At 68.4% G+C, this 26,176-nt stretch carries 27 protein-coding genes and 4 tRNA genes; 13 read left to right on the top strand and 18 right to left on the bottom strand.

Going from position 1 to position 26,176, the window contains the following annotated elements; all coding sequences use genetic code 11:
- Positions 1-19: 19 nt before the first annotated feature.
- Positions 20-913: a sulfurtransferase gene (locus WFM69_RS11715; RefSeq protein WP_337004836.1), complete on the bottom strand. Its 894-nt coding sequence runs from the start codon at positions 911-913 to the stop codon at positions 20-22.
- A gap of 144 nt (positions 914-1,057) precedes the next feature.
- Here WFM69_RS11715 and zapE point away from each other — a divergent pair, with 144 nt between their 5' ends.
- Together zapE and WFM69_RS11705 are read left to right on the top strand one after the other, a co-directional pair.
- A complete protein-coding gene (gene zapE, locus WFM69_RS11710) occupies positions 1,058-2,095 on the top strand; it encodes a cell division protein ZapE (RefSeq protein WP_337004834.1) in 1,038 nt (345 codons plus the stop codon).
- A 134-nt stretch (positions 2,096-2,229) separates the two neighbouring features.
- Entirely contained in the window at positions 2,230-3,468 is a 1,239-nt protein-coding gene (locus WFM69_RS11705; protein WP_337004832.1) for an ammonium transporter, read from the top strand.
- 67 nt (positions 3,469-3,535) lie between these two features.
- On the opposite strand, the gene WFM69_RS11700 is transcribed toward WFM69_RS11705, so the two are convergent.
- Positions 3,536-4,993: a pyridoxal phosphate-dependent decarboxylase family protein gene (locus tag WFM69_RS11700; RefSeq protein WP_337004830.1), complete on the bottom strand. Its 1,458-nt coding sequence runs from the start codon at positions 4,991-4,993 to the stop codon at positions 3,536-3,538.
- Between the two features lie 176 nt (positions 4,994-5,169).
- Between WFM69_RS11700 and WFM69_RS11695 the strand changes: the two genes are divergently transcribed.
- Entirely contained in the window at positions 5,170-5,745 is a 576-nt protein-coding gene (locus tag WFM69_RS11695) for a type II toxin-antitoxin system PemK/MazF family toxin (RefSeq protein ID WP_337004828.1), read from the top strand.
- Positions 5,746-5,761: 16 nt separating this feature from the next.
- On the opposite strand, the gene WFM69_RS11690 is transcribed toward WFM69_RS11695, so the two are convergent.
- The 6 genes from WFM69_RS11690 to WFM69_RS11665 are packed head-to-tail and all read right to left on the bottom strand — an operon-like array spanning position 5,762 to position 11,638.
- Positions 5,762-6,637 (bottom strand): DUF1684 domain-containing protein, encoded by an 876-nt coding sequence (locus WFM69_RS11690; protein ID WP_337004826.1) that lies wholly within the window; start codon positions 6,635-6,637, stop codon positions 5,762-5,764.
- A gap of 2 nt (positions 6,638-6,639) precedes the next feature.
- Positions 6,640-8,016 (bottom strand): acyl-CoA thioester hydrolase/BAAT C-terminal domain-containing protein, encoded by a 1,377-nt coding sequence (locus WFM69_RS11685; RefSeq protein ID WP_337004824.1) that lies wholly within the window; start codon positions 8,014-8,016, stop codon positions 6,640-6,642.
- On the bottom strand, positions 8,013-8,990 hold the full coding sequence (locus tag WFM69_RS11680; protein WP_337004822.1) for an Ldh family oxidoreductase: 978 nt from the start codon (positions 8,988-8,990) through the stop codon (positions 8,013-8,015). The genes WFM69_RS11685 and WFM69_RS11680 overlap by 4 nt, the downstream gene beginning before the upstream one ends.
- A gap of 13 nt (positions 8,991-9,003) precedes the next feature.
- Positions 9,004-9,819 carry an ABC transporter permease gene (locus WFM69_RS11675; protein WP_337004820.1) on the bottom strand — a complete coding sequence of 272 codons (816 nt, stop codon included), beginning with the start codon at positions 9,817-9,819 and terminating at the stop codon, positions 9,004-9,006.
- Positions 9,816-10,580, bottom strand: a complete 765-nt coding sequence (locus tag WFM69_RS11670) for an ABC transporter ATP-binding protein (RefSeq protein WP_337004818.1) — start codon at positions 10,578-10,580, stop codon at positions 9,816-9,818. The genes WFM69_RS11675 and WFM69_RS11670 overlap by 4 nt, the downstream gene beginning before the upstream one ends.
- Positions 10,577-11,638 (bottom strand): ABC transporter substrate-binding protein, encoded by a 1,062-nt coding sequence (locus WFM69_RS11665; RefSeq protein WP_337004816.1) that lies wholly within the window; start codon positions 11,636-11,638, stop codon positions 10,577-10,579. Before WFM69_RS11665 ends, WFM69_RS11670 begins: the two co-directional genes overlap by 4 nt.
- A 192-nt stretch (positions 11,639-11,830) precedes the next feature.
- On the opposite strand from WFM69_RS11665, the gene WFM69_RS11660 reads away from it, so the two are divergent.
- The gene (locus WFM69_RS11660) at positions 11,831-12,217 is read left to right on the top strand and encodes an SPW repeat domain-containing protein (RefSeq protein WP_337004814.1); all 387 of its coding nucleotides are present in this window, start codon (positions 11,831-11,833) and stop codon (positions 12,215-12,217) included.
- A 57-nt stretch (positions 12,218-12,274) separates the two neighbouring features.
- Here the strand turns inward: WFM69_RS11660 and WFM69_RS11655 are convergent, their stop codons facing one another.
- Positions 12,275-12,730 (bottom strand): GIY-YIG nuclease family protein, encoded by a 456-nt coding sequence (locus tag WFM69_RS11655; RefSeq protein ID WP_337004812.1) that lies wholly within the window; start codon positions 12,728-12,730, stop codon positions 12,275-12,277.
- Positions 12,731-12,864: 134 nt separating this feature from the next.
- Here WFM69_RS11655 and WFM69_RS11650 point away from each other — a divergent pair, with 134 nt between their 5' ends.
- The gene (locus WFM69_RS11650; protein WP_337004810.1) at positions 12,865-13,938 is read left to right on the top strand and encodes a PQQ-dependent sugar dehydrogenase; all 1,074 of its coding nucleotides are present in this window, start codon (positions 12,865-12,867) and stop codon (positions 13,936-13,938) included.
- 58 nt (positions 13,939-13,996) lie between these two features.
- Here the strand turns inward: WFM69_RS11650 and WFM69_RS11645 are convergent.
- Positions 13,997-14,069 (bottom strand) — tRNA-Val (locus tag WFM69_RS11645).
- Between the two features lie 151 nt (positions 14,070-14,220).
- On the opposite strand from WFM69_RS11645, the gene WFM69_RS11640 reads away from it, so the two are divergent.
- From WFM69_RS11640 to WFM69_RS11625, 4 genes are all read left to right on the top strand, one after another.
- A tRNA-Gly gene (locus WFM69_RS11640) sits at positions 14,221-14,293 on the top strand.
- Between the two features lie 54 nt (positions 14,294-14,347).
- Positions 14,348-14,418: transfer RNA gene (locus tag WFM69_RS11635), tRNA-Cys, on the top strand.
- Between the two features lie 28 nt (positions 14,419-14,446).
- A tRNA-Val gene (locus WFM69_RS11630) sits at positions 14,447-14,518 on the top strand.
- Between the two features lie 146 nt (positions 14,519-14,664).
- Positions 14,665-15,240: a dihydrofolate reductase family protein gene (locus WFM69_RS11625; protein WP_337004808.1), complete on the top strand. Its 576-nt coding sequence runs from the start codon at positions 14,665-14,667 to the stop codon at positions 15,238-15,240.
- An 18-nt stretch (positions 15,241-15,258) separates the two neighbouring features.
- On the opposite strand, the gene WFM69_RS11620 is transcribed toward WFM69_RS11625, so the two are convergent.
- The 7 genes from WFM69_RS11620 to WFM69_RS11590 form a co-directional block, all read right to left on the bottom strand.
- Positions 15,259-16,485: a Dyp-type peroxidase gene (locus WFM69_RS11620; protein ID WP_337004806.1), complete on the bottom strand. Its 1,227-nt coding sequence runs from the start codon at positions 16,483-16,485 to the stop codon at positions 15,259-15,261.
- The gene (locus WFM69_RS11615) at positions 16,485-17,018 is read right to left on the bottom strand and encodes a copper chaperone PCu(A)C (protein ID WP_337004804.1); all 534 of its coding nucleotides are present in this window, start codon (positions 17,016-17,018) and stop codon (positions 16,485-16,487) included. Before WFM69_RS11615 ends, WFM69_RS11620 begins: the two co-directional genes overlap by 1 nt.
- 11 nt (positions 17,019-17,029) lie before the next feature.
- Positions 17,030-17,644 (bottom strand): copper resistance CopC family protein, encoded by a 615-nt coding sequence (locus WFM69_RS11610; RefSeq protein ID WP_337004802.1) that lies wholly within the window; start codon positions 17,642-17,644, stop codon positions 17,030-17,032.
- 118 nt (positions 17,645-17,762) lie between these two features.
- Positions 17,763-18,368: a hypothetical protein gene (locus tag WFM69_RS11605; RefSeq protein ID WP_337004800.1), complete on the bottom strand. Its 606-nt coding sequence runs from the start codon at positions 18,366-18,368 to the stop codon at positions 17,763-17,765.
- 28 nt (positions 18,369-18,396) lie between these two features.
- Complete coding sequence (locus tag WFM69_RS11600) at positions 18,397-19,746, bottom strand: cryptochrome/photolyase family protein (protein ID WP_337004798.1); 1,350 nt, start codon at positions 19,744-19,746, stop codon at positions 18,397-18,399.
- Between the two features lie 37 nt (positions 19,747-19,783).
- Positions 19,784-20,176: a DoxX family protein gene (locus WFM69_RS11595; protein WP_337004796.1), complete on the bottom strand. Its 393-nt coding sequence runs from the start codon at positions 20,174-20,176 to the stop codon at positions 19,784-19,786.
- A gap of 9 nt (positions 20,177-20,185) precedes the next feature.
- Positions 20,186-21,154: an alpha/beta fold hydrolase gene (locus WFM69_RS11590; RefSeq protein WP_337004794.1), complete on the bottom strand. Its 969-nt coding sequence runs from the start codon at positions 21,152-21,154 to the stop codon at positions 20,186-20,188.
- Positions 21,155-21,318: 164 nt separating this feature from the next.
- On the opposite strand from WFM69_RS11590, the gene WFM69_RS11585 reads away from it, so the two are divergent.
- From WFM69_RS11585 to WFM69_RS11570, 4 genes are all read left to right on the top strand, one after another.
- Complete coding sequence (locus tag WFM69_RS11585; RefSeq protein WP_337004792.1) at positions 21,319-22,479, top strand: sensor histidine kinase; 1,161 nt, start codon at positions 21,319-21,321, stop codon at positions 22,477-22,479.
- Complete coding sequence (locus WFM69_RS11580) at positions 22,476-23,141, top strand: response regulator transcription factor (RefSeq protein WP_337004790.1); 666 nt, start codon at positions 22,476-22,478, stop codon at positions 23,139-23,141. Before WFM69_RS11585 ends, WFM69_RS11580 begins: the two co-directional genes overlap by 4 nt.
- A gap of 149 nt (positions 23,142-23,290) precedes the next feature.
- Positions 23,291-25,216: a threonine--tRNA ligase gene (gene thrS, locus WFM69_RS11575; protein WP_337005292.1), complete on the top strand. Its 1,926-nt coding sequence runs from the start codon at positions 23,291-23,293 to the stop codon at positions 25,214-25,216.
- The gene (locus WFM69_RS11570; RefSeq protein ID WP_337004788.1) at positions 25,213-25,761 is read left to right on the top strand and encodes an HIT family protein; all 549 of its coding nucleotides are present in this window, start codon (positions 25,213-25,215) and stop codon (positions 25,759-25,761) included. The genes thrS and WFM69_RS11570 overlap by 4 nt, the downstream gene beginning before the upstream one ends.
- Positions 25,762-25,764: 3 nt before the next feature.
- Here WFM69_RS11570 and WFM69_RS11565 read toward each other — a convergent pair whose 3' ends face one another.
- Positions 25,765-25,989 (bottom strand): hypothetical protein, encoded by a 225-nt coding sequence (locus tag WFM69_RS11565; RefSeq protein ID WP_337004786.1) that lies wholly within the window; start codon positions 25,987-25,989, stop codon positions 25,765-25,767.
- Positions 25,990-26,176 lie beyond the last annotated feature (187 nt).

The raw sequence follows: 26,176 nt of genomic DNA, 5'->3' as shown, positions 1-26,176 counted from the left end.
CCCTGTCATTGTCACACGGTCAGAGGGACCCGGGCTCGGAGCCGGTGACGATCGGCACCCGCACGGCGCTGCCCCACTCGGTCCAGGATCCGTCGTAGTTGCGCACGTTCTCGAATCCGAGCAGGTGCTTGAGCACGAACCAGGTGTGGCTGGAGCGCTCACCGATCCGGCAGTACGCGACGACGTCGTCCCCGTCGTTGAGCCCCGCGCCGTCGCGGTAGATGGCGTCGAGTTCGGCGCGGCTGCGGAAGCCGCCGTCCTCGGCGACGGCCTTCGCCCACGGCACGCTCTGCGCGGTGGGGATGTGGCCGGCACGGAGCGTGCCCTCCTCGGGGTAGGCCGGAGCCGTGGTGCGCTCACCGCTGTACTCCTCGGGCGAGCGCACGTCGATCAGAGGGCTGCCGATGTGGGCGAGCACATCCTCCTTGTAGGCCCGGATGACCGAATCGTCACGTTCGACGACCGGGTACTCCGTCGCCGGGCGGTTCGCGGCTTCGCGTGTGAGCTCGCGCCCCTCCGCGATCCAGCGGTCGCGGCCGCCGTCGAGCAGCCGGACGTCTTCATGCCCGAACAGGGAGAACACCCAGAGCGCGTACGCGGCCCACCAGTTGTTCTTGTCGCCGTAGATCACGACCGTGTCGGAACGGTCGATGCCCTTGCGGCTCAGCAGCGCGGCGAAGCCCTCGCCATCCACGTAGTCGCGCACGACCGGGTCGTTGAGCTCGGTGTGCCAGTCCACCTTCACCGCGCCCGGGATGTGGCCGGTCTCGTACAAGAGCACGTCCTCGTCGGATTCGACGACCACGAGTCCGGGAGTTCCCAGACGTTCCGCCAGCCATTCCGTGGTGACGAGGCGGCCGGGTTCGGCGTACTCGGCGAACTTGGGGGAGGAGGAATCGAACTCGATGGCCATGGGATCTCCGAAGCGGTGAGCGGACGAGGGGGCGGTGCGGACGGCGTAGTGTTGATCCGTCCCTTCGACGATAGATCCCCGCCGAGCACCCTGCGCCCGATTCGTAAGACTTCGACACAGGCGAGCACCCGATTCAGGACCGTGATGACCGACACGACCAGCCGCACGGGAATCGTGCACCTCACCGAGCGTCAGCCGACGGTCACCGGACCCGAGATGCTCGCGAGCCTGGTGCCGCCGCCCCAGTTCGACACCGCGACCTTCGACAGCTACCGCGCGGATCCCGCGTACCCGTCGCAGGAGGAGGCGAAGGAGACGCTGATGCGCTTCGCCGGCCGTGGGACGCCGGCGAAGCGCGGTGGCCTGTTCAGCCGTGCGAAGAAGGAGCCGGAACTCAAGCCCGGCGTCTATCTGGACGGTGGATTCGGCGTCGGCAAGACGCACCTGCTCGCATCGATCTACCACGCGATGCCGGCCCGCCGGAAGTACTTCGGGTCGTTCATCGAGTACACCGCGCTCGTCGGAGCGCTCGGCTACAAGAACACCGTCGATCTGCTCAAGGGCGCGGACCTGCTGTGCATCGACGAGTTCGAGCTCGACGATCCGGGCGACACCATGGTGATGACCAGGCTCCTCGGCGAGCTCGTCCCGTCCGGCACACGCCTGGCCGCGACCTCGAACACCCCGCCGAACGCGCTCGGCGAGGGACGCTTCGCCGCACAGGACTTCCTCCGCGAGATCCACGCGATGTCGGACAGCTTCCAGACTCTGCGGATCGACGGGGTCGACTTCCGTCAGCGCGCGCTCGACGGGCACGCCGTCGTGCTCGACGACGCGGCGTACGCGCAGGCCGCCGAGGCCGGCGCCGCCACCGGAGCGTTCTCCGACGACGCGTTCGACGACCTGATCCGGCACCTCGCCCAGGTGCATCCCTCGCGCTACATCCGCCTCATCGACGGACTCACCGGGGTCGGACTCCGCGGTGTCCGTCAGCTCACCGACCAGTCGGAGGCACTCCGTTTCGTGGCCTTCGTCGACCGCGTGTACGACGCGCAGATCCCGATCTTCGCGACCGGCCTCGGTCTCGACTCGGTGTTCTCCGACGAGATGGTCGCCGGCGGGTACCGGAAGAAGTACCTGCGAGCCGTGTCGCGGCTCAATGCGCTGACACATTCTGCGTAAGCCCGCAGATCCACGTAACGCGATGTTCACAGGCCGAGCCGCGCTGTAACAGCGGGGAAACAAACCTCACGCATTGACGAAACCACCGGGCCCCACACTGAAGCTCTCAATTACTTCGGATGTGAGGTTTTCCTATGGATGCTCCCGGCAACATCTCGTGGGCGATCACCGCGACAGCGCTGGTGCTGCTCATGACGCCCGGCGTCGCCTTCTTCTACGGCGGTCTCGTCAAGGCGAAGAGCGTCGTCAGCATGATGATGATGAGCTTCGGCTCCATCGGTCTCGTCGCCGTGCTGTGGATTCTCTACGGCTTCTCGATGAGCGCCGTCGACAGCCCGACCGCCTTCGCGGGCAACCCGTTCGCCGACTTCGGGCTCTCGAGCCTGGCCGCCGGTGAGGGCTCGAACGTCGCGCTCCTGGGCGTCGCCTACGGTGCCACGTTCGCGATCATCACCGTCGCCCTGATCTCGGGCGCCATCGCCGACCGCGCGAAGTTCGGCAGCTGGCTCATCTTCGCCGGCATCTTCGCCACCGTGGGCTACTTCCCGGTCGCCGCATGGGTCTGGGGCGGCGGCTGGATCATGAACCTCGGCACCACGCTCTTCGGTGAGGACAGCGGGATCGGCGTGATCGACTACGCCGGTGGAACCGCGGTGCACATCAACGCGGGTGCCGCAGCTCTCGCCCTCGCGCTCGTCCTCGGCAAGCGCATCGGCTTCCAGAAGGGCATCCTCAAGCCGCACAACGTGCCGCTGACGCTCCTCGGTGCCGCCCTGCTGTGGTTCGGCTGGTTCGGCTTCAACGCGGGCGCGGAATGGCTCGCGGAGGACATGGGCGGCGTCGGCCTCATCGGGCTGAACACCCTGGGCGCCACGGCGGCCGCGATCCTCGGCTGGATCCTCATCGAGCGCATCAAGGACGGCAAGGCGACCTCGGTCGGTGCGGCTTCCGGCGCGGTGGCGGGTCTCGTCGCGATCACCCCGGCCTGCGCCAACCTGACCCCCGGCTGGTCTCTGCTTCTCGGCGCCGTCGCCGGTATCGTCTGCGCCCTCGCGGTCGAGCTGAAGTTCCGTCTCGGCTTCGACGACTCGCTCGACGTGGTCGGCATCCACCTCGTCGGCGGTCTGATCGGTACGCTCTACCTCGGCTTCTTCGCCACCGGTACCGGTCTCTTCGTCGGCGGCGACTTCCGCCAGCTCGCGGTGCAGCTGATCGCGGCGCTCGGTGTGCTGATCTACTCGTTCGTCGTGGCCTTCATCATCGGCTTCGCGATCCAGAAGACGATCGGCTTCCGCATCACCAACGAGGACGAGATCGCCGGTGTCGACCAGGTCGTGCACGGCGAGGAGGGCTACGCGCTCGCGGACGCCTGATCCCGTCTGACGACGAGAAGGGCCCGAGTGAGATCGTCTCGCTCGGGCCCTTCCCGTGTCCGGTGGCTCAGCGAGGTTCGATCACGCGGGCCAGCAGTTCGACGAGGAGCCGCTCGGTGAGAGGCCGCGGCAGGCTCTCGATGAGGGCGAGAAGGGTCGCCTGATCACCGGGCAGCGACGGGGAATCAGGTGTGATGCCGATGTGGCCGAGGATCGCCGCCGCCGTCTCCGAGTCGATGGGTCCGTCGCCGGCGAGTCCACCGAGCGCACCCAGCAACGCAGTCACATCGGGACGAGGGACGCCACGCACGGCATCGGCGCAGGCGACGAGGTCGGCGACCAGCTCGGTGACTCGAGCCTCGGTGACCGGAGTGATCGTCAGATGGGTCGTGTGGGGAAGGCGGCTTCCGTCGCGTTGGGTGAGGCCGGGCTGAAGCTGAAGCCCCCACCCTCGCAGCCGAGCCTGATCCGCGAGCAGATGCGGGTCGACGCGCCGCTCGGGCTCCGCCGCATCGTCGACGGCGATCGCGAGAAGCGGGCCGGTCGGGTCGCCGAACACGCGCAGACCTTCGATGCCCTGGATCGCGGCGGCCAGCGCCGCCGTCGCACGTCGGCAGGATTGCGCCAGTTCGGTGAATCCCGCGGTGCCGAGCGCCTGGATGATCGACCAGGATGCGGCGAGCGCCGTGGCGGACTTCGATCCGAGCATCGTGGGGTTGATCACCGGGTAGCCGGCCCAGCCCATCGTCACGAAGTACTGGCTGCGGTGCCGGTCGCGGCCGCGATGAACGAGGACGCTCGCACCCTTCGGGGCGTATCCGAACTTGTGCAGGTCGGCCGAGATGCTCGTCACGCCCGGGATCCTGAAGTCCCACACGTCGTCGCCGCCCCAGAACGGCAGGATGAGCCCTCCGATGCACGCATCGACGTGGAGCGGGATCCCGGCATCCGCGCAGGCTGCCGCCACGTCGGCCACAGGATCCAGTGCGCCATACGGGTACGAGGGCGCGGAGACGACGACGAGCGCGACATCGTCGCCGAGTGCGGCGATCATGTCGGCGGCGTCGACGGCGCCTGTCTCCGTCGACACGGGAATGAGGTCGAGGTCGAGGTCGAAGTAGCGGGCGGCCTTGTGGAAGGCGGCGTGCACGGTCGCCGGTGCCAGCAGCCGGGGGCGACCCATGCCGCCGGCGGATCGCCACAGGTCCCTGGCGGTCTTGACGGCGAGCAGGCAGGACTCCGTGCCACCGGACGTGACGTTGCCGACGACGTCGCCGCTTCCGTGCAGGAGGTCTCGGGCGAAACCGAGAACCTCCGACTCCAACGCAGCCACCGAGGTGAAGGTCGTCGGGTCCAGACCGTTGACGGGTTGGAACAGGCGGACGGCATCCGCGACGAGTTCGTCCAGCTCATCCAGGCCCGGGTCGTAGACGTAGCTGAGGACACGCCCTCCGTGGGTGGGCGCATCCGCTGCGCGGAACGCGGCGAGCTTCGCGAGGATCGCCGCAGAGTCAAAGTCCGACATCGATGTCTCCTGTTCGAGTGCGTCCGCCGGCAGTGACGGCCCCCGTCGCGACCGGTGCCACGGGACGCGCGGAACGCACGGCTGGTGCCACAGTACCTGCGCTGTGCCGGCCGGCCGATGAGCGGCTTCGCGTCGGGCGTGTCCGATGGATCACGATCTCCGGTTAGGGTGACCGTGTGGGCAAGACCAACGGCATCCTGGCATCACTCGCGGCGATCCTGCTCAAGGCGGTGGGGTCGGATCGGACCTCTCGGCCCTCGGCTCCGAGACACCCGGACGCGCGTCTGCGGACCGCAGAGGATACGACCGCATCGAGCACGGACGCAGGGCGCGGTCGCGGCACCGAGACGGTCGAACTCGACCCCGACCGCGTCCGTGATCTGCGCGTCGACTATGCGCCGCAGCGGGACGGTGCACCGGATGCCGGCGAGATCGTGTGGACGTGGGTGCCGTACGAGGAGAACGACGGGCGCGGCAAGGATCGCCCGGTGCTCGTGATCGGTCGGCAGTCCGCCGACCGTGTGTACGCGGTGCGGCTGACGAGCAAAGCCCACGATGCGGACCGCGACTACCTGCCGATCGGCAGCGGGGCGTGGGACTCCCAGGGCCGCGAGTCCTGGGTGGATATCGAACAGCTCTACAGCGTGCACGAACGGGGACTGCGCCGGGAGGCCGCCGTGCTCGATCGCGCCCGCTATGAGCGCGTCGGAGCAGCGCTCACGCGGCGCTACGGGTGGTCGGTGTCGAGCTGAGGCTGCGCCGCGCGGCTCAGGTGCTCTGGAACGTGAGAACCCGGTCGATATCGGTGTCGGGCTTCTTCTCGCCGGCGGCGACTTCGAAGTCCAGGTGGTTCTGGCTCGGCGGGAGCGGGCATGTCACGAAGTTCGTGAACGCGCACGGGAGCGCCGTCAGGTAGTTGAAGTCGATGTGATCGATCGTCTCGCCGGTGGCGTCGGAGAACTGGAGCTCGACGATCCGCCCGGCGCCATATGTGGTCTTTCCGCTCGTCAGGTCACGGATGTGCGCGACAGGCTGCACGCCGTAGGCGGCGTCCTTCCCGATCAGCGCGAGTTCATATGTGCGCCCGTCATACTCGAACGCGAGGGTGCCGATGCGTGCGGTGGTCTCGCGGACACCGGTCTCGACGGTGATCTGCTCCACGTCCTCGCGGGCGGCCTGGGTGAAGCGCGCGGGCAGGCGCCAGGCAGGGTCGTAGTCGTAGGCGGCGAGACCGGAGAAGTCCTTGCGGGCGGACTCCCGCGGATCGCGCACACGCACGGCGAAGATGCGATCGCCGTCATCGGTCGTGCGGGGGATCGTCTCGACCTCGCTCTCGCCGAAGTACACCGGCACGCTCTTCCCATGACCGTAGGTCTGATTACGACCCGGCACGATCTCCACCGGCGATGTGGGGTACTCGCCATCGACGACGAGGTTCGCACCGTCGAGTGGGGGCGTGTACAGGACCTTGCCGTCGGACACACCCCAGGTACCGGGAAGACCGTCCAGCGTGAGGGCCTGTTCCCCCTCGCGCAGCCAATGCTGGGCGACGAGGGCCGTCCACCCGTAGGGGCGCGAGAGCTCCGAGACACGGGCGTGCCGCCACTCGCGCCACTGGCCTTCCAAATGCTCCGTCGCGGGCATGGCTACCGTCCTTCTTCGTGGGAGGGGGTCGCACCGCCGGCGGCGGAAGCCGCGTCGGCGGTGCGGTGGATGAAAGCACAGACCTGTTCGAACGACTGCTCGCTCGCGGCGGCGTTGCCTCGCGGCGTCCCGCCGTTCGAGTAGTGGACGCCCGAGACCGGGTGGATGCGTTCGATGTCTGTGCTGGGCAGATGGGGGAGAGCGATGCCGTGGCCCGCCTCCTCGTAGTCGAGGTGCAGTCGCTCCGCGGAGTGACCGTGACGACGGAGGGTGTCCAGCACGATGCGCGACGCCATGCTGGACGGCCAGGCGCGGTCGTCCAGTCCGGAGACGCAGGCCACCGGTCCGGAGAACCGTTCGATCGGGATGCGGGAAGCGCGAGCCAGATCACGGTCGTGCAGGCCGTCGATGTACACGTCGCAGTGGCGTGTGGGCGCAGGGTCGTCGTTCCATGGGTGCCAGGTCACACCCGCGTTGTCGTGCCAGAGATGCTCGAGCGGCTCGCCGCCGCGCGTCCAGGTCGGGCCGTTCCATCCCTCGGCGGGATCAGCGGCGCCCTGTGCCCCGAACGCGAAGGCTCCCGGCACGAAGGGCGCGATTCCGAGGACGAGGTCGGGGTAGGTCGCCGCGAGCAGGACGGAGAGCTCTCCACCCCGGGATTGCCCGCTCACGATCGCACGCCCGCCACGAGGATCGAGGTCGGTCGAGACGTACCGCAGTGCTCGTTCGAAGTACTCGAGCGGTGTGCGCGAGATGTGGTCAGCAAGCCCAGGCGCCCGGAAGTAGCCCAGAGCGAGAGCCTGAATGCCGCGGGAGGCATATTGGGCGGCGCGCGCCTCGTTGATGCCGCCGCTGGAGCCGTTGAGCACGATCACGGTGGGGAGCGGCCCATCGATGGCGGGACGGAAGAGCGTGCCGACGAGTCCGTGTGCGCGAACCGGAATGCGCTCCGCCTCGTCGGTGTGGAGCCACTGCGTGACCTCGACGGCAGCCTCCGCCTCGGGAGCGCCATCGCCGGGAACGTCGAGGTACCCCGTCCCGGGCTCGGTCCGGGCCGTGAACACGGTGACGAGCGGCCGTGTGACATCGGCGGGCTCGGCGGAGCCGGTGGTGCCCGGCTCACGGCGCTGCGACCAGAACAAGCCCATGGCGTCGGCCACGCGGTAGTCGCCGGAGACGGGCGCCTGCGTCGTGACGTCGATGCGGCCGTCGGAGTCGGCGAGGAACGTCGCCTGGGCGGTCCACGCGCCGCCATCCCTCCCGGTCACCGCGCGCACGGTCACGAGAGACCCCGGTACGGCGCCGGTCACCGCGATCGACCGGCGCTCCCACAGGGGTCCGATCGGCGGAGTCACCACGAGTGCGAGGCCCTGGGTCATCGTGACGGCCCGTCGTCTATGCCCTGACCGAGCCACGCGAGCGCGTCGTCGGCGAGCTCGATCGACGTGGGCAGGTGCGCCGGATCGTCCGAGAGCACGTCGAAGCGTGCGGGGAGATGCCCGCCGGCGGCCCGCCAATCGCGGTCGAGGACGGATGCCGAGGCCGCCGCGTCTGCTCCACCGGCTCGGGCGGGGTCGAACGCGATGACGACGGCACCGCGGGTGGAGGGAGCGCTCGGGTCGGTCACACGTCCGCCGACGGCGACCCCCGCAAGGACCTCGACCACCAGGCCCGTGAGCGAGCCGACGAGACCGGTCGGCAGCAGGGCGGCGACCGCTGCGGGGTCGGTGGTCGCCGCGCCGGCGCTGTCGAGTGCCGCCCCTTCAGGAAGCGAGGCCCCGGAACTGCGCGCCTCACGGACAGCGGCGAGCGTGAGGGACGAGGTGGCGTAATCGATCACCAGGGGAGGCGCCTCGGCCCGGGGGACTCCCACCGCGAGCGGATTCGTGCCGATCGCGGCGGCGCGCGCACCCCACGGTGTGACGGCGGGCGGCGACTGCGCGGCGATGAGCGCCACCGCTCCGCGTGATGCGAGCACGCGTGCGGCGAGACCGAGGATGCCGAGGGCTCCTGCGCCACGGACGCCGACGATCGCGAGACCGTGCGCGTCGACGGCCTGTCCCGCCTGCCGCACCGCCGTCGCGAGGGCGACGACTCCGGGCACGCCGGTCGCATCGACCGCGCCGATCGCGGATCCCTCGTCGGCGGTGTCGATTGCCGCAGCCTCGCCCGTTCCCGCGAGGCGTTCCAGGTCACGCATCAGCATCCGGACACCGAACTCGGGTAACCCGAGCTGTTCCGCCTGGATGAGCCAGAGCGCCGCGAGGGCGAGGTCATCCGGGCTCCCGGACGGCACAGCCGCATGCAGCTTCCGGTGCAGGGCGGAGAGGGCCGCTGAGGTCTCGACGATCATGAGGATTCCTCGTTCAGTACTTCACCCAGGGCACGACACGACGTTCGAGGAGCGCCCACAGTGCGGTGGCGCCGTAGCCGAGGACCGAGATCGTGACGATGCCGACATACATCTTCGACACCGCGAACGTGCCCCATGAACTCCAGATCATGTAGCCGAGTCCGCTGTTGGCGCCCACGAACTCCGAGGCCGCGATGATCACGAATGCACCGCCGGTGGCGAGCTTGATGCCGGTGAAGATCGACGGAAGCGCGTAGGGGAACGACACCGTCATCCAGCGCTGCACCCGCGTCGCACCGTTCGCGTTGGCGACGTCGTTGAGCAGCGGTGGAGTCTGCATCACTCCGCCGAGCGTGTTGAAGAGCAGGTAGAAGAAGACCCCGATCGCGACGATGACGTACTTGCTCGTCTCGCCGAGTCCGAAGATGAGCAGCAGCAGCGGGAAGATGGCGACCTTCGGCACCGGCAGCAGCGCGGAGAAGATCGGCTCGAGGAGCAGTCGCAGGGTACGCACGGAACCGAGCAGGACGCCGAGCACGATCCCCGGGATCGCGCCGAGCACGAATCCGATGGCGATGCGCGACAGTGTGATCCCGATGTTCTCCAGGAGCACGCCCGAGATCAGGAGCCCGAAGAACGTCTCGATGATCGAGGTCGGGGCGGGGAAGAACCGGGCGTCGAGGAGGCCGGTGCGACTCGCGATCTCCCAGACGATCAGGATCAGGAGCGGGGTGTACGGACCGAGTCGGCGCACCCAGACGGATCCGCGCTCCGCCTTCACGGCCTCCTTGAGCTGGGCTTCGATGTCCGGGTCGGCGATCGTGCTCATGAGGCCAGCTCCTCTGCGGTCGCATTCTCCAGCAGCGACCACAGCCGTGCCGTGATCTCGCCGTACCGGGGGTCGCGGCGCAGACCGGCGATGTCGCGGGGGCGTGCGAACGGCACCTCGATGTCGTCGATGATCCGACCGGGACGGTGGGACATCACGACCACGCGGTCAGCGAGCATCAGTGCCTCATCGACGCTGTGAGTGATGAACATGACCGCCTTGGAGGTGCGCTCCCAGATCTCCAGGAGCTCCTGCTGAAGCGTGACCCTGGTCTGCTCGTCGAGGGCGCCGAACGGCTCATCCATCAGCAGCAGATCTCCGTCGTCGGCGAGTGCGCGAGCGACCGAGGTGCGCTGGCGCATGCCGCCGGAGATCTGGGCGGGGTAGTAGCTCCCGAAGTCCGACAGACCGACGAGGTCGAGCAGCTGATCCACCCGCTCCGTCCGCTGTGCCCTCGAGAGCCCGCGCAGCTTGAGCGGATATCCGATGTTCTGCGCGACGGTCAGCCACGGGAACACACCGTGCTCCTGGAAGACCACGGACGGACGGCTCGAGGTCTCGATCGTGCCGAGGCTCGGCTTCTCGAGCCCGGCGGCCAGGCGCAGCAGGGTGCTCTTGCCACATCCCGAAGGCCCCAGCACGCACACGAACTCGTTGTCGGCGATCTCCAGGTCGATGTCCTGGAGGGCCACGAGCAGCTCGTCCTTGCGCTCGGCGTTCGGGTAGGCCTTCCAGAGTCCCTGGACGCGGAGCCCGGTCATTTCTTCGAGGACGCCAGGTCGCCGCTCTCCTGCAGCGCGATCGCGTCCTTCAGGATGTCTTCGCGGTAGATGTCCTCGATGCCCGAGTCGCCGTCGAACTCGAGCGCGCCACGATCGCGGAAGAACTTCTCCTGGCGGGCGACATCCGTCCAGTCGATCGCGCCGCTCGGGTCCTGTGTGGTGAGGGCGATCGAGGTGAGGGTCTCGACGGGGAGGTCGGTGTACTCCGCGATGATCTTCTGCGTGGCCGGGTCCTGCCATCCGCCGTCCTCGAGCTCCTTGACCGCCTTCAGGTAGGCGGCGGTGAAGGCGGTGACGGCGGCCGGGTGCTTCTCGACGTACTCGGTGTTGAAGACCATGGCGCCGAGCTCGACGCCAGCCTGGTAGTCGATGGGCAGCAGCTCGTGGGCGATGCCCTTCGAGATGACGGCGGAGGAGATCGGCTCGATCGACCAGCTCGCGTCCACCGAGCCGTTGGCGAGAGCAGCGGGGATGTCGCCGGGGCTCAGGTTCACGAGGTCGACGTCGTCGACGCTCAGCCCGGCCGACTCCAGCGCCAGTGCGACGGAGTAGATGCCGAAGCCGCCGTCGCCGGGGATGCCGATCTTCTTGCCCTTGAGGTCTGCGGCCTCCTCGACGTCGGAGGAGGTGGAGGCGATCAGCGGCGACGGGTTGGGACCTGACTCCGGGATGCGCGAGACGCTGGCGATCACGGAGATCGATGCGCCGGCCTTCGTCGCGTTGAACAGCCCTGCGCCCCAGGTCGCTCCACCGGCGGTGATGTTGCCGGTCGAGACCTGCTGGTACGTCTCGCCGGAGCTGCCGCCCTTGGCGACGAGTTCGACGTCGAGTCCGGCGTCTTCGAAGTAGCCCTTCTCCTCGGCGAGAAAGAACGGGGCGTAGTCGGCGTAGGGCGAGTAGAGGAACGTGATCTTGGGTGCGTCCTCGGCGGTCTCGGTCGCCGCGTCGCCCGATCCGGACGAGCTGCAGGCGGTCACCAGGAACGCGCTGGCGAGGACGAGAGCGGCGCCCGCGAGGGCACGGCGACGAGAGGTCATGATCTTGCTCCAGGGGTTCGGGTGATGTGCGCGGGAAGCACGTGCTCTCGAATCTATCGAGTGTTCGGCATACCAATATTTCGCTTTCGTCATATTCCGTCACCGACGGAGATCCGAGAGGAGCAATCCGATCCGAGGAGGGCGTCGAACCACTGGTGAGTCGCGATCAGCGGCGCCACACAAGGAGGAATCATGCGTTTCATCCCCACCAAGGTCCACGGAGCCCTCGACTACATCGTCGGCATCGCGTTGATCGCCGCGCCCTGGCTGTTCGGCTTCGCCAGTGTGGGCGGAGCAGCCGTCATCATCCCGATCGTCCTCGGCGTCGGGCTCATCGTCTACAGCCTGTTCACCAAGTACGAGTGGGGCCCCTTCGGCTTCATCCCGATGCCGGTCCACCTGGTGTTCGACATCGTCGCCAGCCTGTTCCTCGCGCTGTCGCCGTGGATCTTCGGATTCTCGGGTGAGGCGCTCAACGTGTGGCTTCCGCATGTCGTGGTCGGCGTGGCCGTGATCCTCGTCGTGCTGTTCTCGCAGCCGCAGCCGGCGACCACCCGGGGTCGTGCCGCGACGGCGTGACCTCCCCGAGACGCGATGCCGGGTGACTGGACTTCCCGAAGCAGTCACCCGGCATCGTCATGTCTGCTCGTCGTCGAGCGAGCCGTCGTCGCCGCGCAGCGCACTGCTGAGCCAACGCGCATAGAGCTCCCACGGATCGCCCATTCTGCGCAGCGAGGCGATGTGGGTACGGAGCTCATCCGTGAGGGTGAACCACTCGCCGCCCTCGCGTACGGCGGCGAACTCGCGGTGTCGCTGCTGCTCCACGGCGCGGTCGCCCCGCTCGAAAGCCAGGAGCTCCTCGTGCCGGATGCTCGAGAGGCGCTGACGCGGCCGCCTGCTCGTTCCGATCTTCACCCGTGCGTCGAAGCGGATGTAGTAGACGATGTCGACACGGGAGAGTGGCAGATCGGGGTCGGGTGCGTCGCCGTAGCGCCACCCGCACGTCGCGCAGCTCCACGCATCGCGGGAGCGGACGCCCTGGGCTCCACCGCACAGGGAGCAGGGGCCGGGAAGGGCGCGTGTGGTCGGCACCGAGGCAGACTACGCGCGCCCTCCGACAGTGAGGCAGATGGCGTCGGCGCGCAGATGGAGGCGGGCTTCTGTGAGGGCGGTGACGCGCATAGTGTCGAAGAGGAAATCGGCTTCCGGCGAGCAGAGGAGTGATCATGTCACGGATCATCCGGCGCAGTCTCCTGCCTCTCGCTGCGCTCCTCGTCTCGGTGGTGCTGGTGTCGTGTTCATCGCCGATGCCTCCGGCGCCGACGTCGGCACCCCTCGCTGACCGCAAGCTGGGGGAGCCGAGCGTGTTGGTGGAAGGTCTCGAAGTGCCGTGGTCGCTCGCGTTCCACGGCGACGTCGCGCTTGTCAGCGAGCGCGACACGGCCCGGATCCTGGAGGTCTCGGAAGACGGCTCCACACGCGAGGTCGCGGTGATCGACGGCGCGGAGCCGCGTGGGGAGGGCGGTCTCCTCGGCATCGCGGTGCGGGAGGGCGACCTCTATGCGTACTTCACTGCTGCGGGAGAGAACCGCGTCGAGCGCTACAGGCTGGCGGGCAATCCCGGTGAGACCTCGATCGGACCGGGCGAGACGATCATCGAGGGACTTCCCGCTTCGACGAACCACAACGGCGGCAGGATCGCCTTCGGGCCCGACGGAATGCTTTACGTGACGGTCGGCGATGCCGGGGATCGTGAGAGTGCGCAGGACCCGGACTCCCTGTCGGGCAAGATCCTCCGACTCACCCCGGACGGCGCGATCCCGACGGACAACCCGTTCGAGGGGTCTCCGATCTACAGTCTCGGACATCGCAACCCGCAGGGCATCGCGTGGGATGACGACGGCAGCATGTATGCGAGCGAGTTCGGGCAGGACACCTGGGACGAGCTGAACGTGATCGAGCCGGGGAGCAACTACGGCTGGCCGGACGTGGAGGGCGTCGCGAGCGCGGAGGGCTTCGTCGACCCGGTGCAGCAGTGGGCTCCGGCCACGGCGAGCCCCAGTGGCGTGGCGATCACAGCGGGGTCGATCTTCATCGCGAACCTACGGGGCGAACGCCTGCGAGAGGTGCCCCTCGACGATGTGGCCGTCTCCGCCGAATACCTCTCCGGCACGTTCGGGCGGTTGCGCGACGTCACTGTGGCCCCGGATGGTGCGCTCTGGGTGCTCACCAACAACACGGATGGCCGGGGGGATCCGCAGGCGGGCGACGATCGGATCATCCGCATCCCTGTCGACTAGCGCGACGGGCGGACGCTCCTGAAACAGAAGAACCTCCGAACGAATCGGAGGTTCTGAGTGGGCGATACCGGACTCGAACCGATGACCTCTTCCGTGTGAAGGAAGCGCGCTACCAACTGCGCCAATCGCCCATACCCGCGGGGTACGTCAACCGATACTACCGGACGCTCGGAGGGTGTGCGGACCACTCGGGGAGACACGCGCGAGATTCGCTGCCGGTTTGGCGGAGGGCGGATCATCGGCTAATGTTTCATGAGTGCCCGGGACAACCGGGAACGAAATGCGGATGTAGCGCAGTTGGTAGCGCACAACCTTGCCAAGGTTGGGGTCGCGAGTTCGAGTCTCGTCATCCGCTCGAGTGAAGTAGTTCTTCTTCGGAAGATCTGCAGCACGTGGGGTCAATCCACACGGTGGCGTGGCCGAGCGGCTAGGCACCGGCCTGCAAAGCCGTTTACACGGGTTCGAATCCCGTCGCCACCTCACGGGAAAACTGAATAAGCCCCAACGGGCGCGATTGGCGCAGCGGTAGCGCGCTTCCCTGACACGGAAGAGGTCACTGGTTCGATCCCAGTATCGCGCACAGACAAACCCCCGGTTCTCCGGGGGTTTTTTCGTGGTTGCGGGCATCCGCACCGGTGGCGCCTCGATCCTCTATCCGAGGGCGAGACCACCGCGTTAGGGTGAGGCGATCCGCGACGATGCGGGCTTGCCGCAGGGAGATCGACCATGAGCACACTCCGATACTCGATCAACGTCACGCTCGACGGCTGCTGCCACCACGAGGCGGGGCTTCCACCGGACGAGGAGTCGATGCGCTACTGGACGGCGGAGATGGAGCAGGCGGACGCCCTGCTCTTCGGCCGGGTCACCTACGAGATGATGCAGGAAGCGTGGCGGAAACCCGCCTCCGGCGTGTGGCCGGACTGGATGAGCGACTGGGAGGTGCCGTTCGCCGAAGCCATCCACGCGGCGAAGAAGCACGTCGTTTCGAGCACACTGAGCGACAGCGACGTCGACTGGAACGCCGAGCTGGTGCGCGGCGACCTGGGCCAGGCCGTCGAGCGCCTCAAACACGACACCGGCGAGAGGTTGTGGGTGGGCGGCGTGACGCTTCCTGTGGCCTTGGCCGACCTCGGCCTCATCGACGAGTACGAGTTCCTCGTGCAACCGGTGGTCGCGGGGCACGGCCCGACGCTCCTCGCCGGGTTGCGGGAGCGGATCCCGCTCGAGCTCGTCGCCCACCACGCGTTCGGGTCGGGGGCGTTCGCCCTGAGATACCGACCCGCCCGCGTGATGACGTGACCCGCCTCGCACACCGACTCAGGCGAGGAGCGTCTCCCCGATGAATCCGCCCTCCTCGCATCCGGGTGGTATCGCGAAGACCGCCGAGCCGATCGGCACGGTCCACTCGTTGAGCAGGTCGAGCTCATCGAGTCGCCGTTGCATCGGCACGAACTGCCGCTCGATGTCGGCCTGGAACGACACGAAGATCAGCCCCGACTCCGACACCTCGCCGCCGAGCGGTCTCTCGTCGTAGTTGTACGCGCGTCGGAAGATGCGCTCCTTGCCGTCCCCTCGGGCACGACGGATGTGCGCGAACTGCGGGATCACCGGGAAGCCGATCGCCGTCGTGGCCCCGAAGTCCGGCTCGTCGAACTCCTCACTGCCGGTGAGCGGGGCGCCGTTGGCGAGCGTCCTGCCGACAGAAGCATCCCGCCCGCTGCGATCCAGGCGGTCCCACTTGTCGAGATCCATGCGGATACGTCGGACAACCATCCCGGTGCCGCCAGCGAGCCATCCCTCATCGCCCCACACCACTCGGTCGAAGTCCGTGGTGCCCGGCTCCGGGTTGGTCGTGCCGTCCACCTGGCCGAACAGGTTGCGCATGGTCGTGCCGGGGCGTTCGGTGCCGTATGCGCGCCGGAACCCCTGCTGCGTCCAGCGGACGCTCGTGAAGCCGCGCGCATCCTTCAACAGCATGCGCGTCGCATGGGCGACCGTCAGCGGATCGTCGCCGGCGACCTGCAGCAGCAGGTCGCCATCGGAGAACTCCGGACGCAGCTGATCGACCCGGAAGGCGGGGAGCGGACCGAGCCAGCTGGGACCCGTCGCGCCCGCTCGCGCCACCAGGGCGGGGCCGAACCCGAACGTGACCGTGAGGCGTGCCGGCGACAGGGCGAGTTCCGGCTCGGAGTCCGCCAGAGCCGGCCGCCCCTGGGTCAGTCGTGCCGCATCGTCGGTCAGGATGCGCAGCAGCCGGGTGAGAGCATCGCGGTCGACATCGTCGTGCAGATCGAGAGCGAGGAAGACGCCGTGCGCCTGCGCCGCGGTATCGACCCCGGCTTGATGCACGCCGAAGAATGGGACGGTCTGCTCGCCGTTCATCGGTGTCGAGGTCGGTGCGGGATCGGGGTCCGCACGATTCAGGGCGAGGTCCGCTCCGACGGCCGCGACCGCGCCGACTCCGGCGACAGCTCCTCCGAGGAGGAACTGTCGCCGGGTCGACCCGGCACGACGGGAGCGGGCGCCCTCGACGGGCGCCGGCATCAGTGGTCCATACCCTGGTGCTCTTCGCCGCCCTCGTAGTTCTCGTTCGCGCCCGAGTAGTCCTTGACCGGGGCGGTGAACTCGTACGTCGAGTCGTCGGAGAAGGTGAGCGTGAACGTGACCTCGCCGCCCGCGGTCAGCGGGGCGGCGAGATCCATGAGCATGATGTGATTCGCTCCGGGCTCCAGGGCGAGCTTCCCGCCGGCCGGGATGACGAATCCGCCCTCGATGGGGCGCATCACCATCTCGCCGGCGTCGTTCTCGACCGTCTCGTGGAGCTCGATCATGGGCGAGGCCTCGGACGCGACCGAGACGACGGTCACATCCTCGTCTCCGGTGTTCGAGAGGGTGCCGAATGCGGCGGACATGCCCTCCGCGGCGGACTTCACCCACGCGTCCTGAATGGTGACGACGTCGCCGGCCGGGGCCGTGACCGTGTCTGCGGGGGCCTGCTCTCCCGCACATCCGGTCAGAGCGAGAAGCGAGACCGCGATCACGACGGCGAGGCGGGGAAGGGTTTTGAGGGTGTTCACAATGGTGCCTTTCACAGGTCATCTGCCGCGGAACCGCCGGTTTCCGGCGGGGCGGCTGCCGTCCGAGGACGACGAAGGAAACGAAGGAGCACGAGCGCCAGGACGGCAAGCGCCGCCCCGCCCGCGCCGATCAGCAGCGTCCTGACGGGGCTGCTCGAATCTGCGTTCTGATCCGTCTGTTCTGCGGATGCTGCCGGTGTCTCCGTCGTCGCCCCGGTCGAGGCCGTCTCCATCGGTGCGGCATCGCCGACCGTGAAGGGGACGACACCGGCGATCGGGTGTCCGTCCTCGGACACCACTTGCCAGCGCACCTGGTAGCCGGCGGTCGGCATCCCAGGTGCGAGAGGCGCGGTGACCGTGCGGCCCACCACGGTGACATCACCGGAGACCCAATCCCTGCCCGACGCATCGACGACCAGGACGACAGCCCCGGTCAGCGAATCGTCGAGAACGAGGAGGTCACCCGAGAACGTCATCGTGATGCTCTCGGGTGGGGACGCCAGCTGTTCATCGGCGGCGGGCGAGCTGGACACCAGCTGATCGTGGGCGGAGGCGGGGGTGGCGATCGTGAAGGTCACGACTGCCGCCACCGCCAACCCGGCCGCGAACCTGCGGACAGGGGACATGGGGATGGCCTCTCTTCAGACGTCGCGCGAGCGACGTGCATGCATGCGTGCAGAACACGCGCGCGTCCGACGCGCGCGGAAGACACATCACCGGGACGGACGTCGCCCGGGATGCGGATCAGATCGCTGCGGAGAGAGGCGGAGCGCGACCCCGAAGGGTGGCGAGGAGCATGAGGTCTTCGGCGCGCTCCACCTCGAACCGACCACGGAGGCGGAATGCGGTGTCGCGCGATGGCAGCACCAGAACGAGGTCGGCACGGCGGCGCACCCACCGCACCAGCTGCGCGGCGAGCTCGCATACCGCGACGAGCAGTCGCTCGCCCCGGTAGAGGGCGAGCACGGTCAACAGCGCGGCGAGGCCATGGCCGAGCCACATGGACGCATCAGCGGCCACCGCTTCGGGGATGGTGCCGGAGGCCGGCAGGACGAGCGGTGCGCCGTGCACGTGGGGGATCGCTACCCCGGACGGGGCGACTGTGCCTAGCACGAAGAGCGCATGGAACAGGAACTGGCTCACGACGACCGAGATGCCGAGTCGGACCAGCGACAGCGAGCGCCCGGCGAGGAGCACACTGATCATGAAGGAGAACACCCACGGGACGAGGATGCCGAGGGCTCCGGGCATCTGCCCTCCACCCGACACATGGCCGGCGAGCGCGACGAAGATCGCGAGGGAGGAAGCAGCGAAGCCGCGGATGACGGCTGGCTTCCTGGACTCGGTCACGCCACCAGTCTGGCATGGACCGCGTCCGTCACCTGCCCTGCGGTCCCGCGCCCTTCACGATGTCGTACGCGGCGAGCGCTGCCTTGCGCGTCTCGCCCAGATCGACGATCGGTTCGGTCGGCGCCTCAGCCGCCCACCGGGCGATGTACCGGCCCTGCGGGTCGAACTTCTTCGCCTGGAGTTCCGGGTTGAACACGCGGAAGTAGGGCGCGGCATCTGCGCCGGAGCCGGCGACCCACTGCCAGTTGAACGGGTTGTTGGCCTCGTCGGCGTCGACGAGCGTGTCCCAGAACCACTGCTCGCCCAGCCGCCAGTCGATCAGGAGGTTCTTGATGAGGAAGGACGCGGCGACCATGCGGACCCGGTTGTGCATGAAGCCCGTGTGCCAGAGCTCGCGCATCCCGGCGTCGACCAGCGGCACACCCGTCTCTCCGTGCTGCCAGGCCTCGAGGCGTGCGGGATCGAGGGGCGGCCACGGGAACGCGTCGAACGCGGGCCGCAGGTTCTCGGTCGCCAGGTCGGGGGAGTGATACAGCGTGTGCCACGCGAACTCGCGCCACCCCAACTCGGACAGGAACCCGCCGGCACCGTCGACGCCGACCGCCTCGTGCCAGACCGTGAACGGGCTCAGCTCGCCCCAGCGCAACCGCGGGGAGAGCAACGACGTCGCTCCTGCGGAGGGTTCGTCGCGAGCACGGTCGTACTGGGGGAGATCTTCCGTCAGGAACTCTCTCAGTCGCTGCCGGGCGGCGGGCTCGCCCGGCGCCCATGTCTCACGCAGTCCCCCCGCCCAGTCGGGGGCCGTGGGCAGGAGTTGCCAATCGTCGAGAGCGTCGGAAGCGGTGCCGGGCTTCGCCCCGGGGATCTCGCGCGGCTCGGGGAGCGGTGACCGCGGTGCCGGGAGGGCGAGGCAGGCGCGCCAGTACGGCGTGAAGACCGAGTAGTGCGTGCCGCCTCCGGTCGTGACGGTCCAGGGCTCGTGCAGCAGTGAGGCGGCGAACGACGTCACCTCGATGCCCTCTGCACGCAGCGCACTCTTGATCCCCGCATCGATCGTGCGCTCCGGACCGCCGTAGCGACGGTTCCAGAACACCGCTCCGGCGTCGACATCGGTGACCAGCTGCGGGATCACGCGGTCGGCCGGGCCTCGACGCAGCACCAGGTCGCCGCCGCGTTGCCTGAGCCGTGCACCGAGGGAAGCCAGGGAGTGATGCAGCCACCAGCGTGCCGCTCCGCCGAGGGGGCGGATTCCCGGGGACTCCTCATCGAGCACGAACACCGCCACGATCGGAGCTCCGCGATCGACGGCAGCCCGCAGGGCAGGATTGTCCGCCAGACGGAGATCGTCGCGGAACCAGACGAGCGAAGGGGAGGGCACCGGCCCATTCTCTCGGACGTGCTCGATCATCGGCGGCCTAGCGGCGGTCGCGGTCGTCGGTCGCCCACAGCGCCCAGGCGACGAGGAGCGGTTGCAGGAAGAGGCGGCCGAGTCGACGCGCATCCGTGTCGAGCCCCGGCGTCGAACGCCGCGTGCGCCACTGATGGATGTTCCCCGGGAGGACTGCCACGAAGAACGCTGCGGTCGCCCAGCCGATCCGCCTCCGCTCTCGGGGAAGGGCGATGAGGCCGGCCGCGAGCGCGACCTCCGCCGCGCCCGAGGCGATCACGATCGCGTCCTTGTCGAGACGCGTCAGTCGCGTCGCCCAGTCGGGGACGACGACTCGGAACCCTCTGGTGCTCACGAAGTGCGTGATACCGATGGCGCCGAGGGAGACGGCGAGGATCCAGCGCGCGACCGTTCTGCTCATCCGCTCACGCTACAGGGGAGCACCGACGCGGTCACCGCTCAGGTTCCGCTCCTGCTCCCAGGCGCGGAAGTCGTCGGCGATCTCGGCGGAGTGGGTGTGGTGGAGATAGTGCTCGCCGTCGATCGGGATGACCGTGCCGTCGGTGGCGGCCGCCGCCTGGCGCTCGTGGAGCGCGAGCCAGTCGGGGTTGTTCGCGTTGTCGGCCTCGACGAACAGCAGCAGCGGAAGGTCCGTCGGGAACGCGGTGTCGAGCGCGGCGGCGAAGTTGGTGCGGATATGCGCCATCTCGTTCAGGTAGGTGGGGCTCAGGGAGTTGCGGTTGCTGATCAGGCCGAGCTGCTCCTGCGCCTGCGCGGAGTACGCGGGCAGATCGTACGCCGAACCGCCGAACGATGTCAGCAGCCGGACGAGTCCGAGGTTCTTCGCCGCGGCCATCAGATCTGTCGGGAACACTGCGTCCATGTGGGGCTGGCCGGGGACGCTCGTGTCGATGCCGACGAAGGCGCGCACTTCATTCGGGTAGCGCTGCGCGAACTCGATGCCGTAGATGCCGGCGATCGAGTGCCCCATGAGGATGTAGTCGTCCACCTCGAGGTCCTGCAGTGCGTCATGCACCTCGGTCACGATGTTCGCGGTGGTCCGTTCGCGGTCGGTGCCGTCGCTCAGTCCGTACCCGAACGGCTCGACCACGACCACACGATGATCCTTCGCGAGGTCGGCCACGAGTGGTTCGAAGTCGAGCACGGGGGAGGCGGTGCCGAATCCGGGGAGCAACACGACGGTCTGCGCGCCCTGCCCTGCGACGAGCACGTTCATATCGCGGCCGTCGACGCTCACGGTCTCGCCGTAGGGCTCGATCCGCTCCTGCTCCGCTCCCGTGGCCACCGCGTTGACGATGGACGTCGTCGTGAGCCCGAGCCCCAGGACTGCGCCGACTGCTGCGACGGTGACGAGTGTCCTCTTCAGGAACTTCTTCATGGATGCCTTCCCTCGAGCACGCTCTGTGCTCAGGTATCCAGCGTTTCGCCTGCCCCTCGGCAGCGCGTCGCCTCGACGTGGACACTCCTGTACTGCGAACGCGGTAGACGCATGTCGTCCCGTCGGAGGATTCGCACTCCGGACCGCAGCGGAATACTGGAGGGATGTCGGCATTCCGTGGTCCTGGGATCGCGGCACCGCTGCGCGACGCCGTGATCATCGCGGTCGTCGTGCTCTTCGCGGTCCTGCCCTTCCCCGACACCACCTACCGCGCAACCGGATGGCTCCTCGTCCCCGCGCTGCTGCCCGCGGTGACGATGCTCATCCGTCGGCGCCTGCCGTTCGTGGCACTGTGCGTGAGTCTGGCGTGTGCGGTCGCTCTCGCCACGGTCGCGGTCGTGTCGCCCAGCGCCCTCCTCGCGGCCGCCGTCAGCTGCTACGTGGTCGTCGACCGCCGTGGCCGACCGAGAGGACTCGTCACGGTGATCACCGCGGCCCTGGTCGTGTTCTTCTCCAACGGTCTCGCGCTGGGGGGTGAACTGTTCGACGCGACGGCCCTGCAGTTCGTGCTGTTCATCCTGCTCGCCGGCGCGCTCGGCGACGCGGCCCGTTCGCGACGGGAGTTCGAGGTCGCGATGACGGAACGCGCGGAGCGGGCCGAGCGGAGCCGCGACGACGAGGCGCGACGACGGGTGGCAGAGGAGCGGGTGCGGATCGCCCGAGATCTCCACGACGTCGTCGCCCACCAGATCTCGGTGATCAGCCTCAATGCCGGCGCGGCGTCCTCCGCGCTGGAGACCCGCCCGGAGCGTGCGCAGGAGGCTTTGACGACCATTCGCCACGCATCGCGCACCGTCCTCGCCGACATCGGCGGGCTGCTGTCCCTGCTCCGCTCTGACGATGCCGTCGACACGTCCGATCTGCGTCCGCAGCACGGTCTCGCCGACCTCGATGCCCTCGTGGACGGCTTTCGCGCGGCGGGTCTGGCGGTCGACCTGCGGCGGTCTCCCGAGCTGCCGGCGATGTCGCCCGCGGGGAACCACGTCGCCTACCTGGCGCTGCAGGAGGGGCTCACCAACGCCCACAAGCACGGTGCAGCCGGGCCCGTCACCGTGACCGTTGCCCACGAGGGGCAGTCGCTTCTGCTGCGTGTGGAGAATCCCGCGTCGACCAGCATTCGCCCGTCTCCTCCGAGCGGGCACGGGTTGCGTGGATTGCGCGAGCGGGTGTCCGCCGTGCGCGGCGCCGTGTCGACCGAACGGACGGGCGCGCAGTTCGTCCTCACCGTGCGTATCCCGCCGGCAGAGGAGAGTGCTTCCCCATGATCTCGGTCCTCGTCGTCGACGACCAGCCCCTGGTCCGGCAGGCCGTGCGAGACATCCTCACCGATGGCGGCCTGCGAGTGGTGGGGGAGGCGGCGACCGGTCGAGCCGCCGTCGCTGCTTCGGCCGACCTCGCCCCCGACGTGATCCTGATGGACATCCGGATGCCGGACGGTGACGGCATCGACGCGACCGCGCAGATCTGCGCCGGTCGCCCGGCGGGCCCGCCTCGTGTGCTCATCCTCACGACGTTCGAGGAGGACGAGTACGTGGTGGCGGCACTTCGCGCGGGAGCGAGCGGGTTCATCGGCAAGGGCGCCGAGCCCGCCGACATCGTCCGTGCGGTGCGCACGATCGACGCGGGGGAGTCGCTGCTGTCCTCGGCCGCGACGCGTTCTCTCATCCAGCGGTCAGTGCGCGGTGCAGAGCGGCCGATCCCCGCCGCTCATCTGGAGGTCCTCGCGCGATTGACCGCCCGTGAACGCGAGGTGCTGGAACTGGTCGCTTCGGGATGCACGAATCAGGAGATCGCCGTCGCGCTCACGATCTCGCCGCACACCGCGAAGACGCATGTGAACCGGATCATGTCGAAGGTCGATGCCCGCGACCGCGCGCAGCTCGTGATCCTCGCCTACGAGGCCGGCATCGTCGTCGCAGGGGCCTGAACCCGCACCGATCGGGCCGCGTGGCAGCGGTCGGGACGGGGTGATCATGCGAGTAACCTGGGTACCGACCCAGATGGAGAGTTTCTGTGCCTGAAAACGCCCGGCCGAATGACGGCTTCGCCCTGTTCACTGACCGAAACGTCGTCGCGATGCGCGTCAACGGCGATCTCCAGGATCTCGCCACGACCGTGACCGACACCGACGAGGTCGAGCCGGTCACGATCGACAGCCAGGACGGACTGAACATCCTCCGCCACTCCGCGGCCCATGTGCTCGCTCAGGCGGTGCAGCGCATCAACCCGCAGGCGAACCTCGGCATCGGCCCTCCCATCACCGACGGCTTCTACTACGACTTCGGCGTCGAGACCCCGTTCACGCCCGAAGACATCAAGGCCATCACCAAGGAGATGCAGCGCATCGTCCGTGAGGGTCAGCGGTTCGTGCGCCGAGTGGTGACCGACGACGAGGCGCGTGCCGAGCTCGCGAACGAGCCGTTCAAGCTGGAGCTCATCGGCCTCAAGGGTGGGAAGGAAGCGGCCGAGGGCGCATCGGTCGAGGTCGGCGAGGGTGAACTCACGATCTACGACAACACCACCCGCGACGGCGAGGTGGTCTGGAAGGACCTCTGCCGCGGTCCCCACCTGCCCAACACGCGCATGATCGGCAACGGCTGGGATCTCACCCGCATCGCCGCCGCGTACTGGCGAGGTAGCGAGAAGAACCCGCAGCTGCAGCGCATCTACGGCACGGCGTGGCCGACCAAGGACGAGCTGCGCGAGTACCAGCACCGCCTCGAGGAAGCCGCCAAGCGCGATCACCGCCGCCTGGGCAAGGAGCTCGACCTGTTCTCGTTCCCGGAGGAGATCGGCTCGGGTCTCTCGGTCTGGCACCCGCGCGGCGGTGTGATCCGCGGCGAGATGGAGCAGCACGCGCGCAAGCGTCATATCGAGGGCGGCTACACCTACGTGTACACCCCGCACATCTCGAAAGAAGACCTCTTCCTCACGTCGAACCACCTTGTCACGTACAAGGAGGGCATGTTCCCGCCGATCGTCATGGATGAGGAGCGCGACGACGAGGGCAACATCACCAAGCAGGGCCAGGACTACTACCTGAAGCCCATGAACTGCCCGATGCACATCCTCATCTACAAGGAGCGTGCGCGCAGTTACCGCGACTTGCCGCTGCGGTTCGCCGAGAACGGCACGGTCTACCGCAACGAGCTCTCCGGTGCGCTGCACGGCCTGACCCGCGTGCGCGGCTTCACCCAGGACGACTCGCACCTGTTCGTCACGCCCGACCAGCTCGAGGCCGAGGTCGCCAAGGTGCTGGAGTTCATCCTCTCGATGCTGCGCGACTTCGGTCTGAGCGACTTCGAGCTCGAGCTCTCGATGAAGGACGACGAGAAGTCGAAGTGGATCGGCTCCGACGAGTTCTGGGAGTCGTCGACCGATGCTTTGCGCCGCGTCGCTGTGGCGTCCGGTCTCAAGCTCACCGAGGTTCCCGGTGAGGCCGCGTTCTACGGTCCGAAGATCGACCTGAAGACCCGGGATGCGATCGGCCGCGTCTGGCAGCTGTCGACGGTGCAGGTCGATCCGAACCTTCCCGAGCGCTTCGACCTCGAGTTCATGGACAAGGACGGGCAGAAGAAGCGTCCGATCATGATCCACCGTGCGCTGTTCGGCTCGATCGAGCGGTTCTTCGCGATCCTGCTCGAGCACTACGCCGGCGACTTCCCGGTGTGGCTGTCGCCCGTGCAGGTGGTCGGCATCCCCGTCGCGGAGGACTTCGCCGACTACCTCGGCGAGGTGATCGACACGCTGCGCGCCGAGGGCGTGCGTGCTGAGCTCGACGTGTCCGACGACCGGATGCAGAAGAAGATCCGCACGCACACGACCGGCAAGGTGCCGCTGCTGCTGATCGCCGGCGAGCAGGATCGTGCCGCCGGCACGGTCTCGTTCCGCTTCCGCGACGGCGCGCAGGAGAACGGCGTCCCGATCGCCGACGCCGTGGCACGCATCCGTGCCGCCATCGTCTCCCATGCCCTCGTGCAGACAGCAGGGGACTTGGCGTGACCGACGCTCCGGAGCAGTCGCTGGAAGACGCAGGCCGCCTCGCGGGCGTGCCGGACGAGTTCCAGCGACTGTGGACCCCGCACCGGATGGCGTACATCCAGGCGGGGCCGGAGCCGCTCCGCGAGGAATGCCCGTTCTGCGAGGCGCCGAAGTTCCCCGATGCGGAGCGCCTGGTCGTGGCGCGCGGCAGGACCGTCTATGTGCTGCTGAACCTGTTCCCGTACAACTCGGGCCACCTGCTGGTGTGCCCGTACCGCCACATCGGCACGTACGATCAGGCGACGCCGGAGGAAGTGGCCGAGATCGGCGCGCTCACGCAGACCGCGATGCGCGTCCTGCGCGAGGTTTCACGCTGCGACGGATTCAATCTGGGGATGAACCAGGGAGCGGTCGCGGGGGCGGGCGTCGACGCGCACCTGCACCAGCACGTGGTGCCGCGGTGGACCTCGGACGCCAATTTCTTCCCGATCATCGCCAAGACCAAGGCGCTCCCGCAGCTCCTCGGCGAGGTGCGGGAGGCCGTCGCGAACGCCTGGCCGGAGTGACGCTCACCGCACCTGGCGGGCGGTGAACTGCAGCTGCGGGTTCGCGTAGAACTCCTGCGCCTCGACGAGCTGCAGCTCGCGCTCGCCCGACTCCAGGGTCGCCTTGAGCAGGTCGTACACGCTGGACGCGGTGCGCTCGAGTGCCGTCTTGGCGCTGCCGGTCTCGACGTAGTGCGCCGTGAACAGCGCGGCGGTGACGTCGCCCGAGCCGTTCGCCTTCATCGGCACGGGTGGTGTCTGCACGATTCATTCGCGCTCGTCGGCGGCTGTCTACACCTCGAACGTCCCCTTCTCGCGGTCCGGGCCCTTTACGTGCATGACGAGCAACGCGCGCGGGCCCATTTCCTCGCTCCGGACGATCTTGGCTAGTGTTCACTGCACCGATTTCGGCTCCTACTGCGCCGAGATCACCTAG

Source organism: Microbacterium sp. LB12, from assembly GCF_037150835.1.
Taxonomy (GTDB): Bacteria; Actinomycetota; Actinomycetes; order Actinomycetales; family Microbacteriaceae; genus Microbacterium.
This window is presented reverse-complemented; position numbering and strand designations above follow the sequence as displayed.

Excerpts from the sequence above, each read along its gene's own strand:
- WFM69_RS11625 (WP_337004808.1), top strand. The coding sequence starts at position 14,665 with ATGAGCACACTCCGATACTCGATCAACGTCACGCTCGACGGCTGCTGC.
- WFM69_RS11700 (WP_337004830.1), bottom strand. The coding sequence starts at position 4,993 with ATGTCGGACTTTGACTCTGCGGCGATCCTCGCGAAGCTCGCCGCGTTC.
- WFM69_RS11665 (WP_337004816.1), bottom strand. The coding sequence starts at position 11,638 with ATGACCTCTCGTCGCCGTGCCCTCGCGGGCGCCGCTCTCGTCCTCGCC.
- WFM69_RS11690 (WP_337004826.1), bottom strand. The coding sequence starts at position 6,637 with ATGCCCGCGACGGAGCATTTGGAAGGCCAGTGGCGCGAGTGGCGGCAC.
- WFM69_RS11650 (WP_337004810.1), top strand. The coding sequence starts at position 12,865 with ATGTCACGGATCATCCGGCGCAGTCTCCTGCCTCTCGCTGCGCTCCTC.
- WFM69_RS11590 (WP_337004794.1), bottom strand. The coding sequence starts at position 21,154 with ATGAAGAAGTTCCTGAAGAGGACACTCGTCACCGTCGCAGCAGTCGGC.
- WFM69_RS11685 (WP_337004824.1), bottom strand. The coding sequence starts at position 8,016 with ATGACCCAGGGCCTCGCACTCGTGGTGACTCCGCCGATCGGACCCCTG.
- zapE (WP_337004834.1), top strand. The coding sequence starts at position 1,058 with ATGACCGACACGACCAGCCGCACGGGAATCGTGCACCTCACCGAGCGT.
- WFM69_RS11670 (WP_337004818.1), bottom strand. The coding sequence starts at position 10,580 with ATGACCGGGCTCCGCGTCCAGGGACTCTGGAAGGCCTACCCGAACGCC.
- WFM69_RS11595 (WP_337004796.1), bottom strand. The coding sequence starts at position 20,176 with ATGAGCAGAACGGTCGCGCGCTGGATCCTCGCCGTCTCCCTCGGCGCC.
- WFM69_RS11580 (WP_337004790.1), top strand. The coding sequence starts at position 22,476 with ATGATCTCGGTCCTCGTCGTCGACGACCAGCCCCTGGTCCGGCAGGCC.
- WFM69_RS11705 (WP_337004832.1), top strand. The coding sequence starts at position 2,230 with ATGGATGCTCCCGGCAACATCTCGTGGGCGATCACCGCGACAGCGCTG.
- WFM69_RS11715 (WP_337004836.1), bottom strand. The coding sequence starts at position 913 with ATGGCCATCGAGTTCGATTCCTCCTCCCCCAAGTTCGCCGAGTACGCC.
- WFM69_RS11610 (WP_337004802.1), bottom strand. The coding sequence starts at position 17,644 with ATGTCCCCTGTCCGCAGGTTCGCGGCCGGGTTGGCGGTGGCGGCAGTC.
- WFM69_RS11675 (WP_337004820.1), bottom strand. The coding sequence starts at position 9,819 with ATGAGCACGATCGCCGACCCGGACATCGAAGCCCAGCTCAAGGAGGCC.
- WFM69_RS11660 (WP_337004814.1), top strand. The coding sequence starts at position 11,831 with ATGCGTTTCATCCCCACCAAGGTCCACGGAGCCCTCGACTACATCGTC.
- WFM69_RS11585 (WP_337004792.1), top strand. The coding sequence starts at position 21,319 with ATGTCGGCATTCCGTGGTCCTGGGATCGCGGCACCGCTGCGCGACGCC.
- thrS (WP_337005292.1), top strand. The coding sequence starts at position 23,291 with ATGCGCGTCAACGGCGATCTCCAGGATCTCGCCACGACCGTGACCGAC.
- WFM69_RS11620 (WP_337004806.1), bottom strand. The coding sequence starts at position 16,485 with ATGCCGGCGCCCGTCGAGGGCGCCCGCTCCCGTCGTGCCGGGTCGACC.
- WFM69_RS11680 (WP_337004822.1), bottom strand. The coding sequence starts at position 8,990 with ATGATCGTCGAGACCTCAGCGGCCCTCTCCGCCCTGCACCGGAAGCTG.